This is a genomic window from Bacillus sp. FSL H8-0492 (genome assembly GCF_038006145.1).
Taxonomy (GTDB): domain Bacteria; phylum Bacillota; class Bacilli; order Bacillales; family Bacillaceae_G; genus Bacillus_A; species Bacillus_A mycoides.
Genome location: NZ_JBBOUP010000001.1, coordinates 1176602 through 1189717, shown reverse-complemented (window position 1 = coordinate 1189717; position 13116 = coordinate 1176602). Strand labels below are relative to the sequence as shown.

The window sequence follows — 13116 nt, the reverse complement described above, 5'->3', positions numbered from 1 at the left end:
TCAACTTGTAATTGAATATGGTCTCTGTTAGGTGAGGCTCCTGTATAGAGAAACGCTGCTGCCCAAAAATGTCGAGAGACGCCAATGGGTCAACAGGAAAGGTCGGAATGAAGGCCTTTCTTAACGTAGCTGGTTTCAGTACCTATGCTATACAGTGCTAAAACTCAACGAGGGAGAGGTGCGTATGTTTTGTCATACACAAAAACTGTTTTTATCTATGTTTAATAACAGTCTTTGTTGTTGACTCTTTTTGACTACGAATTCAGACCTTTACTCGTTTTGAGTAAAGGTCTTTTTATGTCTTTATGCACCTTACTATGAAACAAACATAGCATATTCAGAAACTACTAATTGTACGGAGGTGAGGAACAGTGGCAAGTGATGATTCGGCCCAGATACCCATATGTTTTACGTTAATATTTCACCATGTAGGTAGGAAAGAAACTGTTCCTCCCAATTTTAAATAGTCGAGTAACAGATTGTTTCCTCCTTCATGAAAGAGGAGGAACTACCAATGTTAAATTTACAAAGACAAGAAACAAAGCATGCTTACGATCAAGATAGCATGAAAGCAAATAACGAATTATTAGTGGAAGTTGCAACACAGGATGTAAACTCTGCGTTAAAACTCTTAGAAACAACAGAAAATGGACTCTCTAAACAAGAAGTGTCTCGTAGACTTTCTTTATATGGTCCGAACGAAATTGCTCATAATAAAACATTGCCGTGGTACATTCAATTTCTGCTGGCATTTAAAAATCCATTTATTTTTGTTTTATTAGCTCTTGGAGCACTCTCTTTTTTCACAGATGACATACAAGGAACAATTGTCGTATTTGTAATGGTACTGCTAAGTGCAACGATTCGCTTTTTACAAGAATTCCGCTCTCAGAAAGCGGCGGATAAGTTAAAGGCTATGGTTCGAACAACTGCGAGTGTCTTTAGAATAGATGGATTTGTACACGAAACAAAAAACGTAACAAATTTAAAGCGAAATTACACAACAGAAATTCCAATTGAAGAACTTGTACCTGGCGATATTATTTCACTTTCAGCTGGTGATATCGTGCCAGCTGATGTGCGTATTTTATCCGCAAAAGATTTATTTGTTAATCAGTCTTCTTTAACCGGGGAAGCACTTCCTGTAGAAAAATACGAAAACTGCTACCATACGGAAAATAAACATATATTACCGAAAAACATGAAAAAAAATTACAATCCGCTCGATATGGAAAACCTTTGCTTTATGGGTACAAATATTGTTAGCGGTAGCGCAAAAGCTGTTGTTGTTTCAACTAGTACGGATACGTATTTCGGCTCTTTAGCAAAAAAGGTTATCGGAAAACGTGCAGAAACAAACTTTGATAAAGGCGTAAACAAAGTAAGTTGGCTCTTAATCACATTCATGCTTATTATGGCACCCATTGTCCTTCTCATTAATGGATTCACAAAAGGAGATTGGCAAGAAGCTTTTTTCTTTGCTATTGCTGTTGCAGTTGGCCTTACACCTGAAATGCTGCCAATGATTGTAACTGCTAATTTAGCTAAAGGCGCCGTGAACATGTCTAAACAAAAAGTAATTGTAAAACAGCTCAACTCAATTCAAAACTTAGGTGCTATGAACATTCTTTGCACAGATAAAACTGGAACTTTAACAGAAGATAAAGTTGTCCTAGTTCGTCATTTAGATCCTAACGGAAATGAATGCGATCGTGTATTACGCTTTGCCTATTTAAATAGCTTCTATCAAACTGGATTGAAAAATTTAATAGATAAAGCTGTTATTGAACATACAGAGGAGAACCATAAATTTGATCCATCAGCTTTTCAAAAGCTAGATGAAATTCCATTCGATTTTGCTCGGCGTCGCATGTCTGTCATCGTGAAAAATATTTTAGGTGAACATACAATGGTTTGTAAAGGTGCCGTAGAAGAAATTTTATCAATTTGTAACTACACTGAAGTTGATGGACAAATTGTCCCTCTCACTGAAGAAATGAGAGTAAATGTAAAACATCTTAGCGAAACTTTAAATAGTGAAGGAATGCGTGTCATCGCTGTAGCCTACAAGAACGATAACAAACCTTATCATAAAGCTTATGCAGTACAAGATGAATCCGCTATGATCCTTACTGGATATATCGGCTTTTTAGATCCACCTAAACCATCTGCTGCTTCTGCAATTCAAGCATTGCAAAAACATGGCGTACAAGTGAAAATCTTAACAGGCGATAACGAAATTGTTACAAAAAAAGTTTGTAAAGAAGTGGGATTAAATATAGGTGAGCCTGTCCTCGGTTACGAAATTGATTCTTTACCAGATAAAACATTAGCAACACTGGCAGAAGAAACAACAGTGTTCGCAAAACTAAATCCAATGCAAAAGTCCCGCATCATTCGCGTATTGCAAGGTAATGGTCATACTGTAGGTTATATGGGGGATGGTATTAACGACGCCGTTGCACTACGTGATGCTGATGTTGGAATATCTGTTGATACTGCTACTGACATTGCAAAAGAATCTTCCGATATTATTTTACTTGAAAAAAGTTTAACTATATTAGAAGCAGGTATTTTAGAAGGACGCACTACTTTCGGCAATATTTTAAAATATATAAAAATGACAGCTAGCTCTAACTTTGGAAATGTATTTAGTGTATTAGTGGCAAGTGCTTTCATTCCATTTTTACCGATGCTTGCAATTCATCTCTTAATTCAAAACTTACTTTATGATATTTCACAGCTTTCAATTCCATGGGATAAAATGGATAAAGAATTTCTAGAGAAGCCTAGAAAATGGGATACTGCAAACTTGCGTAACTTCATTATTTGTATCGGTCCAATTAGCTCTATATTCGATATTATCACATTCGTTGTCATGTGGAATGTGTTCGGTGCAAATACACCTGGAGAACAATCGCTATTCCAATCTGGTTGGTTTGTCGTTGGGTTGCTAACTCAAACATTAATTGTCCATATGATTAGAACACAGAAAATTCCGTTCATTCAAAGTACAGCATCAATACCAGTTCTTATATTAACCGCTTGTATTATGGCAATCGGAATTTACATTCCATTCTCACCACTTGGTGCAGCAATTGGTTTACAAGCATTACCACTAAGCTACTTCCCGTGGCTCATAGGAATATTATTAGGTTATGCTTTCTTAACACAATTCCTGAAAAAGCTTTATATTAAAAAATTCCACAGCTGGTTGTAAAAATGAGAATGAGTGGGTATTTCTCACTCATTCTCAAAAAATATAACATGTACTTATATGTATGGAGGTAACCATGATGATATGGTATGACATCGTATTAAGGTTATTTATAGCAATTATTGTAGGATCTTGCATCGGAATGGAAAGACAATGGAGACATCGAATGGCTGGATCCTCTCTTCCATCTAAAACAGAAGGGTTTAAATCTCTAAAACCTTCTACATAAACTTATTTTCTAATTTTTGCTGAAACGACTTTTCTTGCTTACGCAATAATTGACTACCTCTCTGTAAAAGAGGTGTTCCATACTTTTCATTAATTTGATCAATAACAGCAAGTAACGGCTCTTCTTTCGCATCTTCTTCGAATGAAAACAAATCTAACTGTTTCACTGATTCTGTCTTCCACTCTAATTCAGTAGCTGTAACACCTAACAGACGAACAGAATCACCATCCCAGTGTTGCTTCCATAAACGTGATGCTGCTTGGAAAATAACCCGTTCTTCCCATATTGCATTTTTCAATTGTTTACTCCGTGTTACCGTGCGACGATCATGGTATTTAATCATAATTTGAATGTTATAACTAACGAGAGTTCGTTTTTGTAGCCTTTTGCTTACTGATTTCGATAACCTTTCTAACATATCAAGTAATTCTTTTTCTTCGTCCATATCCTTTGAGAAAGTCATCGAATTTCCAACGCTTTTATGTTGTCCCATTTGATTCGGATCAACTTCCCTGTCATCCATACCTTTTGCACGTTTTTGTAAATCAACACCGTGCTTTCCAATTTTAGCGCGAATGATATGCTCGTCTCCTTTTGCTAACTGTTCAATTGTATGTATATGAATATCTTTTAGTTTTTCAGCTGTTTTCTCTCCGATTCCATGCATCTCTGCAACTGATCGTGGCCAAATAATTTCTGGGATATCACGTTTTCGAAGTACTGTAATTCCAAGAGGTTTTTTCATATCTGAAGCAGTCTTTGCTAGGAAAAGGTTTGGGGCAATCCCAATGCTACATGGAACCTGTAACTCTGTTAGTAACGCTTGTTGAATCATCTTCGCTATTTCAAGAGGCGAACCGAGCGCATAGCAATCTGTAATATCTAAATACCCTTCATCTATAGAAAACGGTTGTATTTTTTCTGTAAAACGGGAAAGAATTTGAAACATTTGAAATGAAGCTTCTCGATATAATGTAAAATTAGGGTGCCTCACAACTAATTGCGGGCATAATCGCTTCGCTTCCCATAGAGGCATCGTCGTACGTATTCCATATTCTCTCGCCTCATAACTACATGTTATGATAATCCCTTTTCTCTCTTTTTCATTCCCCGCAATCGCTAATGGCTTTCCTTGTAATGATGGGTCATGAGCAATTTCGACAGATGCGAAAAAACAATTCATATCTACATGTAAAATAACACGTCCATTTTTCGGATACATTTCTCGCATACTACTCACCCCTTAAAGAACATTTGTTCCTTCATTATATCAAATTTCTTTACACGTTATACTAATTATTGGCTTTTCTCTATCTATTTTTTGCTATACTGTACGTAACAAATGGATATTATTGTAAAGGAGGTGAATCGTTATGAAACAACATAATAAACTCAATTATGTATTTATTATTATTATAGTAATCCTTGCGATTAATTATTTGTTACTTCCCCTTTTTAACATTAACATTTACGCTTTAGGAATCTTCTCTCATTTCATACATTTTGCAACAACTTATGTACTTCCGTGGGTCTTCTTATATTGGCTTATCCGCCTTGTGAAAGCAATTGAATCAAAATAAAAAAAGACGTGTAAACCATAATTGGTTCACACGTCTTTTTGACTTTATTACTTACTTCGCTACTTCTTCGATAATAGCTACAACTAATTCTGCTGTTTTCGCTAATTCTTCAACAGGAATTTTTTCATTTGTTGTATGAATTTCTTCATAACCAACTGCTAAGTTAACTGTTGGGATACCATGTCCTGCGATTACGTTCGCATCACTTCCGCCACCACTTTGGTGAAGAGAAGGCGTACGACCAATGTTTTCAGCTGCACGTTTCGCAACTTCTACAACGTGATCGCCAGCAGCAAACTTAAATCCTGGATACATAACGTTTACTTCAACGTCTGCATGACCACCCATTTCTTTTGCAGTTGTTTCAAATGCTTCTTTCATTTTTGCGACTTGTACTTCCATTTTCTCATTTATTAAAGAACGAGCTTCTGCAAAGATTTGAACATGATCGCAAACGATATTTGTTTGTGTACCACCTTCAAAACGTCCAATATTTGCAGTTGTTTCAGAATCGATACGACCAAGTGGCATCTTTGCGATTGCTTTTGCTGCGATAGTAATTGCAGATACACCTTTTTCTGGTGCTACGCCAGCATGAGCTGTTTTCCCGCGAATAATTGCATTCACTTTCGCTTGTGTTGGCGCTGCAACTACAATTTCACCAACTTTTCCATCACTATCTAATGCATAACCATATTTTGCTGTAATGCGCTCGCGATCTAACGCTTTTGCGCCAATAAGACCAGATTCTTCTCCAACTGTAATAATAAATTCAATTTTACCATGAGGAATGTTTTTCTCTTTTAAGACACGAATTGCTTCAAACATAGATGCTAATCCAGCTTTGTCATCGGCTCCTAAAATTGTAGTACCATCTGATACGATATATCCATCTTTAATAGAAGGCTTAATTCCATTACCAGGAACTACTGTATCCATATGAGAAGTGAAATAAATTGTATCAACACCGTCTTTTGTTGCTGGTAAAGTACAAATTAAGTTACCTGCACCATGACCAGTCACACCCATCGTGTCATCCTCAAATACTTCTACACCTAAAGCAGTAAATTTCTCTGTTAACACTTTGCAAATTTCTGCTTCAAATTTTGTTTCAGAATCTACTTGTACTAACTCCATAAATTCATTTACTAAACGTTCTTGATTAATCATAAGACTGCGCCTCCTGCACTACCATTATGTATGTAACAACATTAATTATAACAGAATTTCGCAAAAGTTTCGAAATACAAGACAAAAAACAGATGGTTAACACATCTAGATACCCATCTGCCTTCTATTACTCGTTTAACAATACCCAGCGCATATGATCTTCCCAGATGCCATTTACCATTAGCATTTTTCGAGATACACCTTCATATTGAAATCCTATCTTCGTCACTACTTGTATAGATGCTAAATTTCGTGGCATAATTGGTGCTTCTATACGATGTAAATGAAATTCTTCAAAGGTAACTTGAATTGCTTTTCTAAGCGCTTCTGTTGTGTAACCTTTATTCAATTCTTCCTTATCTAATTTATAACCGAGTACACAAGATTGATAAATTCCGCGAACAATTAGATTAAATGAAATACATCCAATAATTTTTGTATCATCACCCTTTTTAAAAATCCAAAGCCTGATAATCTTGCCTTCCGCGAACTCTTTTCTATCCTTTTGTAACTTTTTCTTTTGATAATCTAACGTGAAAAACCCCTCCGGTCTATACTCTTCCCACGCTTTTAAAAATTCACGATTTTTGTCGTAATATTGAAGAACTTTTTCCGCATACGACTCATCAATTTCTCTTAAATGTAAACGCTCTGTCTCGTATATTTTCATCATTGTATCTCCATTCTTCAGCTTGCATAAAAAAAAATTAATAATCTATCTTTTAACATATTCTCTACGTATGCTCAAATTTCCTGTAATATTTTGCACCCCCTTCCCGAATTTTGTCCTTTCTCTCCCCTTGTCCACAATTTCATTTCTCGTTACAATGAAATTGTACTGATTTGCAAGGAGGTTTAACGATGCATAAAAAAGCTCAAAAAATTATGGTTTATATAATGCTAATTTCTATGCTTGTAACAACATTACTTACTGGCGCAAGTATGTTTTGGTAAAAAGGACGATTCACTCGTCCTTTTTTTACTGCTTACACATACAAAATAGACCATCTCGAAATCGAGATAGTCTATCTTGTAATGAACATTTTATTTTATATATATTACAATTGCTACAATGCTAAAGGAAAAGGCCATTACAAGTGCTATTACAAAACTTGTATATTGTTTCTGCTGAAATGCCCCAATAACAAAAGTAAGATTGAGTAATGCCATAAATACGATCGCTACAACGTAAGAACATATATTAAAAGTTGCCAATATGAATGTAATAACAAATAGAAAACCAACACAAAACTGCATGTAAGAAATTTTTGGATTTAAATACATATGAGCAACCCCTTTACTCAATTATCTTTATATATTCTCATTAACGCATGGTTATGTACACATGTCAAGACAACTTATAATAAAAGAAAAAGCCAACCGTTTCGTTGACTTTTCCAAATACTATGGCCCCTTTTTCCTTCGCCAATTGCTGAAATGTTTTTTTCGATTTCACAATCGATACTTTCGTTCCAATTGGAATACGATCAAACAAATATTCCACATCATGTTTCTTCATTCTTATACATCCTTGCGAAATATATTTTCCAATTGAACTAGGTTGGTTTGTCCCGTGTATCCCATACTTACTTCCATCCGTGCCTCTTGCATTAAATCCCATCCATCTCGATCCAAGTGGATTTTTGGGAGAGCCCCCAGGAATATCCTTCGCAATATAATAGGGATCCTTCGCCTTCAATACAATGTCAAAGGTTCCTTCTGGGGTTAATTCATTTGTTTTCCCTGTCGCTACTGGAAAAACCTTTTGGATCTTCCCATCATCGATGTAAGCTAGTTTATTCGTTGCTTTATTTACAATTATAAAAGGATCTCCAGCACGTGGGTTATCACCAAGAGGCCAGATCGGTGATAGAGAAAGACATAATAATAAAGAAAGAAGATACGGCATATATAGTTCCTACCTTCTAAATAAGTTCTTTTATATTATCCTTTCCCTTAAAACGACTTTTAATGAGTAAATATTGCTCCATCTCATAAACAAGTTGAACAAGTTTTGCACGTATTTCAAATTCTTCTCGCGAGACTGGTAAAGGCATTTCTCTAAATACTTCTCGCATTTCTTGAAGTTGTCTTAACGAAATGACCCCTGTACTTTCAGGTCGAATAGAATTCCCTATATTTTCAATTACGTCTGCAATCATATCAGCTTGTTCATACGTCCAAGATAGTGATGCAGCTAATGGTATCATGCGCTCCAAAATTTCAAATTGTTGCATACGCATATCAAAATACCGATAATAATAGTCATCTTCACGCATAAATTCATTCTCAAGTTTTTTAAATGATAAATCTTTCGCTTCTTTCAGCATCATTTCTGTTTCAATTAATTCGGCCCCACTCCAATTACTATCTCGATTCCGTAAATAAACGACCATTTCAAACAAAATCGTTCTGAAATGCTCTTCTATTTTTCCTTGATACTCTTTCAGTTTATTCTCACTGCTTGGCATGTACATGTTTACTAATAAAGCGACACTAATTCCAATCGTTAATATAGCAATTTCATTACCAACTATAGACCATGTAATTTGCTTTAATGAATACAGATGCATAACGATAACCGAACTCGTGACAATCCCTTCTTGAATTTTGCACATAACTGCAGTTGGAATAAAGGTAAGCAGTAATACGCTAATCGCAAGTGGTGTATAACCAATCGTTTCAAAAATACAAAACGCAAATACCATCGATAATACACAAGCTAAAAAACGGTGCAACGATACTTGAACGGATTTTCGTTTCGTATTTTGCACACATAAAATGACTAAAATACCAGCTGAACTATAAAATTCTAATCCTAATAACTGAGCAATAAAAACTGCCGCTCCCGTTCCAAGCGCTGTTTTCACTGTTCTATATCCAATTTTAAACATATCATTACTGCTACAAAAAATGTAGACAAATGTATATTCTTAGAGTATTCCTGCTTCTATGTGTCCTGTCTCACCACTAACTCGCTACTACAGTTTGATCTAACACTCCACAGGCGTAAATTCCGATGTAGCCCACCGTACATATATACAATCTATTCACGTTAGTATTGTATATTTTTTTGCTTGTAAAAGGTTGATTGACGCGTTCAAATCTCTATCCATTACATTTCCACATTCACATGTATATACTCGGTCAGATAGCTTTATATTCGCTTTCTTTTGACCGCAACATGAACATAGCTTTGAAGATGGATAGAACCTGTCTACTTGACGTAGTTCAATTCCATATTCCTCACATTTCGTCAATAACCATGTTTTAAATGTATAAAAGCACTGCTTAGCAACTGCTTTAGATAGATGTTTATTCTTCATCATACCTTTCACATTCAAATCTTCCACTGTAATAAACGTTGGCTTGGTTTTCACCACATCATTTACAATAGACTTTACATACTCTAATCGAATATTTGCTAGCCTGGCATGTAGTTTTTGCACCCTAAGAATATTTTTATCTATATTCGCTCTTTTGTTAGTAACAGATTGTTCACCTCTCTTTTTTATATTTTCAAATTTACGCGATAAAGAACGTTGCTCACGTTTTAAGCGTTTTTCTATCTTTTTTACTTGTATTGTTTTATTAATGTTTTCATGAACGATACCGTCGCTACGTATAGCAAAATCCTTCAACCCCAAATCAATCCCTACACCTGTTTGATTGAGTATTGGCTTCGTTCCTGCTTCTTCCCATTCGCAAAGCACAGACACAAAATATCTTCCTGCTCTTTTACCTATCGTTCCACTTTTTACAATCGCATTTTTGGGGATATGCCCATATTCTTTTAACCTCATCCAACCAATCGTTGGGACTTTTACCCTATGTCTTTCTACTGTCCAATCTGTTTTGTTGTTTTTAGGAAAATAGCATTTCACATCTTGATTCTTCTTTTTCTTATAACGTGGAAATCCAGATAAACCCTTAAAAAATCTTTTAAAAGCTTTATCTCCATTCATAATTGCCTGTTTTACCGCTTTACTAGATACCTTTTTAATCCATTGGCTACATTCTTTTGTATAGACATTGTTTAGCCATTTAGAAAAATCATATCCACTCAAAAACTTTCCCTCTGATTCATACATCTCTTTGTTTTTGGAGAGATACAGATTGTAAACGTACCTACACACTCCAATTGTTTGATTGATCTTGATTATTTGTTCATTTGTCGGTTTCATCTCTATAAAATATGCTCTTCTCATATCTCTTTATCCCTCGACATTTTTTGTATTTTCTCAATCATATATCCTACGACTACATACATGAATGATAGATAGCAAATCTTGAACAAGTTCTTCTTGTGGAGATCGTTTTTCATTTATTTTTTTGATTTCGATAAGCAGTTAAAACACCTGAATTATCCCATCTTTTCAATGTTTCAATAGACATATGAATTATTCCCAAAAATTCTTTCAACATATACTCGTTCATAATTATATTTTAATACATATGTCTATGATGGTTTACTTTTTTGACTACTGTTTAATGCTCCTATATGGTATAAAGGTATTTACAGTTAGTATAAAAAAAGGATGACGCAATGTCATCCTTTTCTACCTATTATTCACGTACCCTTCACATATTACAATATCTTTTGCAAAAATTCTTTTGCACGGTCACTTTTTGGTGCTGTAAAAAACTCTTCCGGATTACTATCTTCTACGAGCTTTCCACCATCTAAAAAGAGAACACGGTCTGCTACTTCTTTTGCAAATCCCATTTCATGTGTAACGATTGCCATCGTCATTCCTGTCGTAACTAATGATTTCATAACTTCTAACACTTTTTTCACCATTTCTGGATCTAGCGCAGAGGTAGGTTCATCAAATAACATAACTTCCGGTTCCATCGCTAACGCTCTTGCAATTGCTACACGTTGCTTTTGTCCTCCTGAAAGACGATTTGGATATGCATCTTTCTTATCTAATAACCCCACTTTTTCTAGAAGTTTCTCAGCTTTTTTTTCAGCTTCTTGCTTCGTTACTTCTTTTACATTGATAGGAGCATACGTAATATTTTCTAATACAGTCATATGAGGGAATAAGTGAAAATGTTGAAATACCATTCCGACATTTTCACGAACGTGCATAATATTTGTTTTCGGATTCGTTACTTCTTCCGTTCCAATCCAAATGTGACCATCTGTCGGCGCTTCCAATACATTCATACAGCGTAAAAACGTTGACTTTCCAGATCCAGACGGTCCAATAATTGCAACAACCTCTCCTTTCTCAATCGTTGTTGTAATTCCTTTTAATACTTCATTTTTCCCAAATGATTTATGAAGGTTGTCAATTTTAATCACTTTTCTTCATTCTCCCTTCAATGGCTTTCCCGACTAATGTAAGAATAATTACTAATATATAATAAATAAGTCCAACAAAAAGTAATGGCTCAAGATATTTAAATGTTTCACCACCTACAATATAAGCACGGCGCATTAAATCAGTCGCTCCTATTACGGTTACTACAGCCGACTCTTTCGTAAGTGTCGCAAACTCATTCACAAGCGCTGGTAATATATTTTTTAAAGCTTGAGGAAAAATAATATTTCTCATCATTTTACTGTACGGAATACCTAAAGCCATTGCTGCTTCTGTTTGTCCTTTATCGACTGCTTGAATGCCGGCACGAATTACTTCTGACATATATGCACCTGAATTTAAGCTAAATGCAAGTACAGCTGCTAAAAAGGCCGGTATCTCATAACCCATCATTTGCGGAACACCGAAATAAATAATCATTAATTGTAATACTAGCGGTGTGCCACGAAATATTGACGTATAAATATCTGCTGCAATATTTAATACTCGTATTCTAGCAATTTTGCAAAGTGCTAATAACGTTCCTAAAATAAATCCTACCACAGCTGATGCAGCTACAATTTTCAATGTAACTTCTAATCCCTTTAATATATATGGTATTGAAGGCGTAATTGCCGAAAAATCTAGATTCATCCTTTTCATTCCCCTCACAGAAAAGTGAAAGGCAGCTTATTTTCCGCTGCCAAACCATTTCTTCACTAATTTATCCATTTCTCCATTTTCTTGCATTTTCTTAATTACTTTATTAAATTCTTCTGTTTTATCACTATTTTTCGGAAGAGCAATTGCTGCACCTACTTCTTCTGGTGCTTCTTGAATTTCAATTCCTTGTAGTTCTTTCATTTTTTCTAAATAATTTTTTGCAACTGTGTCTTCTATAATTGCAGCGTCAAAACGACCAGCTTTAATTTCTTGTACGATTTCTGGTATACGGTCACGTCCCTCAGCTTTGAAATCGACTTGTTTCTGAAATTCTTTTGCCTTTTCTTCTTGAATTGACCCTGTTTGTACCCCTACTTTTTTCCCTTTTAAATCTTCTAACGATTTAATATTAGAGCCGTTTTTTGAAACGATCATATTTTTAGCAACAAAATAAATATCTGTGAAATCAGCATTATTTTTACGCTCTGCAGTTGGCGTCATACCTGCCATAACGAAATCAACTTTTCCTGAATTAAGAGATGCTAATAATCCGCCGAAATCCATGTCTTTCACTTTCACTTCGTATCCAAGTTCTTTTCCGATATATTTGGCAATATCAACATCAAAGCCGATAATTTCATCACTTTTTGAAGCTTCCACGTATTCATACGGTTTATAGTCTGCTGAAGTCCCCATAACGAGTACTTTTTTATTTTTTCCCGTAGCCTTTTCTTTCCCATTACTACAAGCACTGAACATACTTACAATTAAAATAAGTGCAAACGATATTGATAATAACTTTTTCATCTTTCTTCCCCCTAATAATGTATATTTAAAAGTTTAATAGAATATTTATTCGATGTTTGTATTGTATCAGCACTTTAATTTTTATGCAATATATAAAATAAAAATAAATATAAAAACAGTATTAAAGCTGTTGTTAATGCA

At 35.0% G+C, this 13116-nt stretch carries 14 protein-coding genes and 1 riboswitch; of the genes, 4 read left to right on the top strand and 10 right to left on the bottom strand.

Translation table 11 applies throughout. The features are described from left to right. Window positions 1-16 precede the first annotated feature (16 nt). Window positions 17-184, top strand: a riboswitch (M-box (ykoK) riboswitch). Window positions 185-514: 330 nt separating this feature from the next. Next, window positions 515-3220, top strand: coding sequence for a magnesium-translocating P-type ATPase (gene mgtA, locus MHH66_RS06090; RefSeq protein ID WP_078184412.1), 2706 nt, complete (start codon window positions 515-517; stop codon window positions 3218-3220). Between the two features lie 76 nt (window positions 3221-3296). Continuing rightward, window positions 3297-3446, top strand: a complete 150-nt coding sequence (locus MHH66_RS06085) for a hypothetical protein (protein ID WP_165689456.1) — start codon at window positions 3297-3299, stop codon at window positions 3444-3446. Here the strand turns inward: MHH66_RS06085 and MHH66_RS06080 are convergent. Continuing rightward, window positions 3439-4677, bottom strand: a complete 1239-nt coding sequence (locus tag MHH66_RS06080; protein WP_078184413.1) for a DNA polymerase IV — start codon at window positions 4675-4677, stop codon at window positions 3439-3441. The two genes, MHH66_RS06085 and MHH66_RS06080, sit on opposite strands and share 8 nt — an antisense overlap. A 142-nt stretch (window positions 4678-4819) precedes the next feature. On the opposite strand from MHH66_RS06080, the gene MHH66_RS06075 reads away from it, so the two are divergent. Next, window positions 4820-5026 carry a hypothetical protein gene (locus MHH66_RS06075; RefSeq protein WP_078184414.1) on the top strand — a complete coding sequence of 69 codons (207 nt, stop codon included), beginning with the start codon at window positions 4820-4822 and terminating at the stop codon, window positions 5024-5026. A 51-nt stretch (window positions 5027-5077) separates the two neighbouring features. On the opposite strand, the gene MHH66_RS06070 is transcribed toward MHH66_RS06075, so the two are convergent. Together MHH66_RS06070 and MHH66_RS06065 are read right to left on the bottom strand one after the other, a co-directional pair. Continuing rightward, window positions 5078-6196, bottom strand: a complete 1119-nt coding sequence (locus tag MHH66_RS06070; protein WP_002111705.1) for a tripeptidase T — start codon at window positions 6194-6196, stop codon at window positions 5078-5080. Between the two features lie 127 nt (window positions 6197-6323). Beyond that, window positions 6324-6869: a GNAT family N-acetyltransferase gene (locus MHH66_RS06065; RefSeq protein WP_078184415.1), complete on the bottom strand. Its 546-nt coding sequence runs from the start codon at window positions 6867-6869 to the stop codon at window positions 6324-6326. A 188-nt stretch (window positions 6870-7057) separates the two neighbouring features. Here MHH66_RS06065 and prli42 point away from each other — a divergent pair, with 188 nt between their 5' ends. Then, window positions 7058-7150 (top strand): stressosome-associated protein Prli42, encoded by a 93-nt coding sequence (gene prli42, locus MHH66_RS06060; RefSeq protein WP_000549036.1) that lies wholly within the window; start codon window positions 7058-7060, stop codon window positions 7148-7150. Between the two features lie 90 nt (window positions 7151-7240). Here prli42 and MHH66_RS06055 read toward each other — a convergent pair whose 3' ends face one another. The 7 genes from MHH66_RS06055 to MHH66_RS06025 all read right to left on the bottom strand — a co-directional run bounded on the left by MHH66_RS06055 (window position 7241) and on the right by MHH66_RS06025 (window position 12975). After that, window positions 7241-7480 (bottom strand): DUF3894 domain-containing protein, encoded by a 240-nt coding sequence (locus MHH66_RS06055; protein WP_002088543.1) that lies wholly within the window; start codon window positions 7478-7480, stop codon window positions 7241-7243. Between the two features lie 64 nt (window positions 7481-7544). Continuing rightward, on the bottom strand, window positions 7545-8105 hold the full coding sequence (locus MHH66_RS06050; protein WP_002015103.1) for a L,D-transpeptidase: 561 nt from the start codon (window positions 8103-8105) through the stop codon (window positions 7545-7547). 16 nt (window positions 8106-8121) lie between these two features. After that, window positions 8122-9090 (bottom strand): aromatic acid exporter family protein, encoded by a 969-nt coding sequence (locus tag MHH66_RS06045; protein ID WP_002033971.1) that lies wholly within the window; start codon window positions 9088-9090, stop codon window positions 8122-8124. A gap of 156 nt (window positions 9091-9246) precedes the next feature. Next, a complete protein-coding gene (locus MHH66_RS06040) occupies window positions 9247-10404 on the bottom strand; it encodes an RNA-guided endonuclease InsQ/TnpB family protein (protein ID WP_012261686.1) in 1158 nt (385 codons plus the stop codon). Between the two features lie 380 nt (window positions 10405-10784). After that, on the bottom strand, window positions 10785-11507 hold the full coding sequence (locus MHH66_RS06035; RefSeq protein ID WP_078184417.1) for an amino acid ABC transporter ATP-binding protein: 723 nt from the start codon (window positions 11505-11507) through the stop codon (window positions 10785-10787). Next, entirely contained in the window at window positions 11500-12159 is a 660-nt protein-coding gene (locus MHH66_RS06030) for an amino acid ABC transporter permease (protein WP_002067073.1), read from the bottom strand. Before MHH66_RS06030 ends, MHH66_RS06035 begins: the two co-directional genes overlap by 8 nt. A gap of 36 nt (window positions 12160-12195) precedes the next feature. Continuing rightward, window positions 12196-12975, bottom strand: coding sequence for a transporter substrate-binding domain-containing protein (locus tag MHH66_RS06025; RefSeq protein ID WP_078184418.1), 780 nt, complete (start codon window positions 12973-12975; stop codon window positions 12196-12198). Window positions 12976-13116 lie beyond the last annotated feature (141 nt).

Coding starts and splice junctions, on each gene's coding strand:
- MHH66_RS06080 (WP_078184413.1), bottom strand. CDS start 4,677: ATGCGAGAAATGTATCCGAAAAATGGACGTGTTATTTTACATGTAGAT.
- MHH66_RS06030 (WP_002067073.1), bottom strand. CDS start 12,159: ATGAATCTAGATTTTTCGGCAATTACGCCTTCAATACCATATATATTA.
- MHH66_RS06045 (WP_002033971.1), bottom strand. CDS start 9,090: ATGTTTAAAATTGGATATAGAACAGTGAAAACAGCGCTTGGAACGGGA.
- MHH66_RS06065 (WP_078184415.1), bottom strand. CDS start 6,869: ATGATGAAAATATACGAGACAGAGCGTTTACATTTAAGAGAAATTGAT.
- MHH66_RS06085 (WP_165689456.1), top strand. CDS start 3,297: ATGATATGGTATGACATCGTATTAAGGTTATTTATAGCAATTATTGTA.
- MHH66_RS06075 (WP_078184414.1), top strand. CDS start 4,820: ATGAAACAACATAATAAACTCAATTATGTATTTATTATTATTATAGTA.
- MHH66_RS06055 (WP_002088543.1), bottom strand. CDS start 7,480: ATGTATTTAAATCCAAAAATTTCTTACATGCAGTTTTGTGTTGGTTTT.
- MHH66_RS06040 (WP_012261686.1), bottom strand. CDS start 10,404: ATGAGAAGAGCATATTTTATAGAGATGAAACCGACAAATGAACAAATA.
- MHH66_RS06070 (WP_002111705.1), bottom strand. CDS start 6,196: ATGATTAATCAAGAACGTTTAGTAAATGAATTTATGGAGTTAGTACAA.
- MHH66_RS06025 (WP_078184418.1), bottom strand. CDS start 12,975: ATGAAAAAGTTATTATCAATATCGTTTGCACTTATTTTAATTGTAAGT.
- mgtA (WP_078184412.1), top strand. CDS start 515: ATGTTAAATTTACAAAGACAAGAAACAAAGCATGCTTACGATCAAGAT.
- MHH66_RS06050 (WP_002015103.1), bottom strand. CDS start 8,105: ATGCCGTATCTTCTTTCTTTATTATTATGTCTTTCTCTATCACCGATC.
- prli42 (WP_000549036.1), top strand. CDS start 7,058: ATGCATAAAAAAGCTCAAAAAATTATGGTTTATATAATGCTAATTTCT.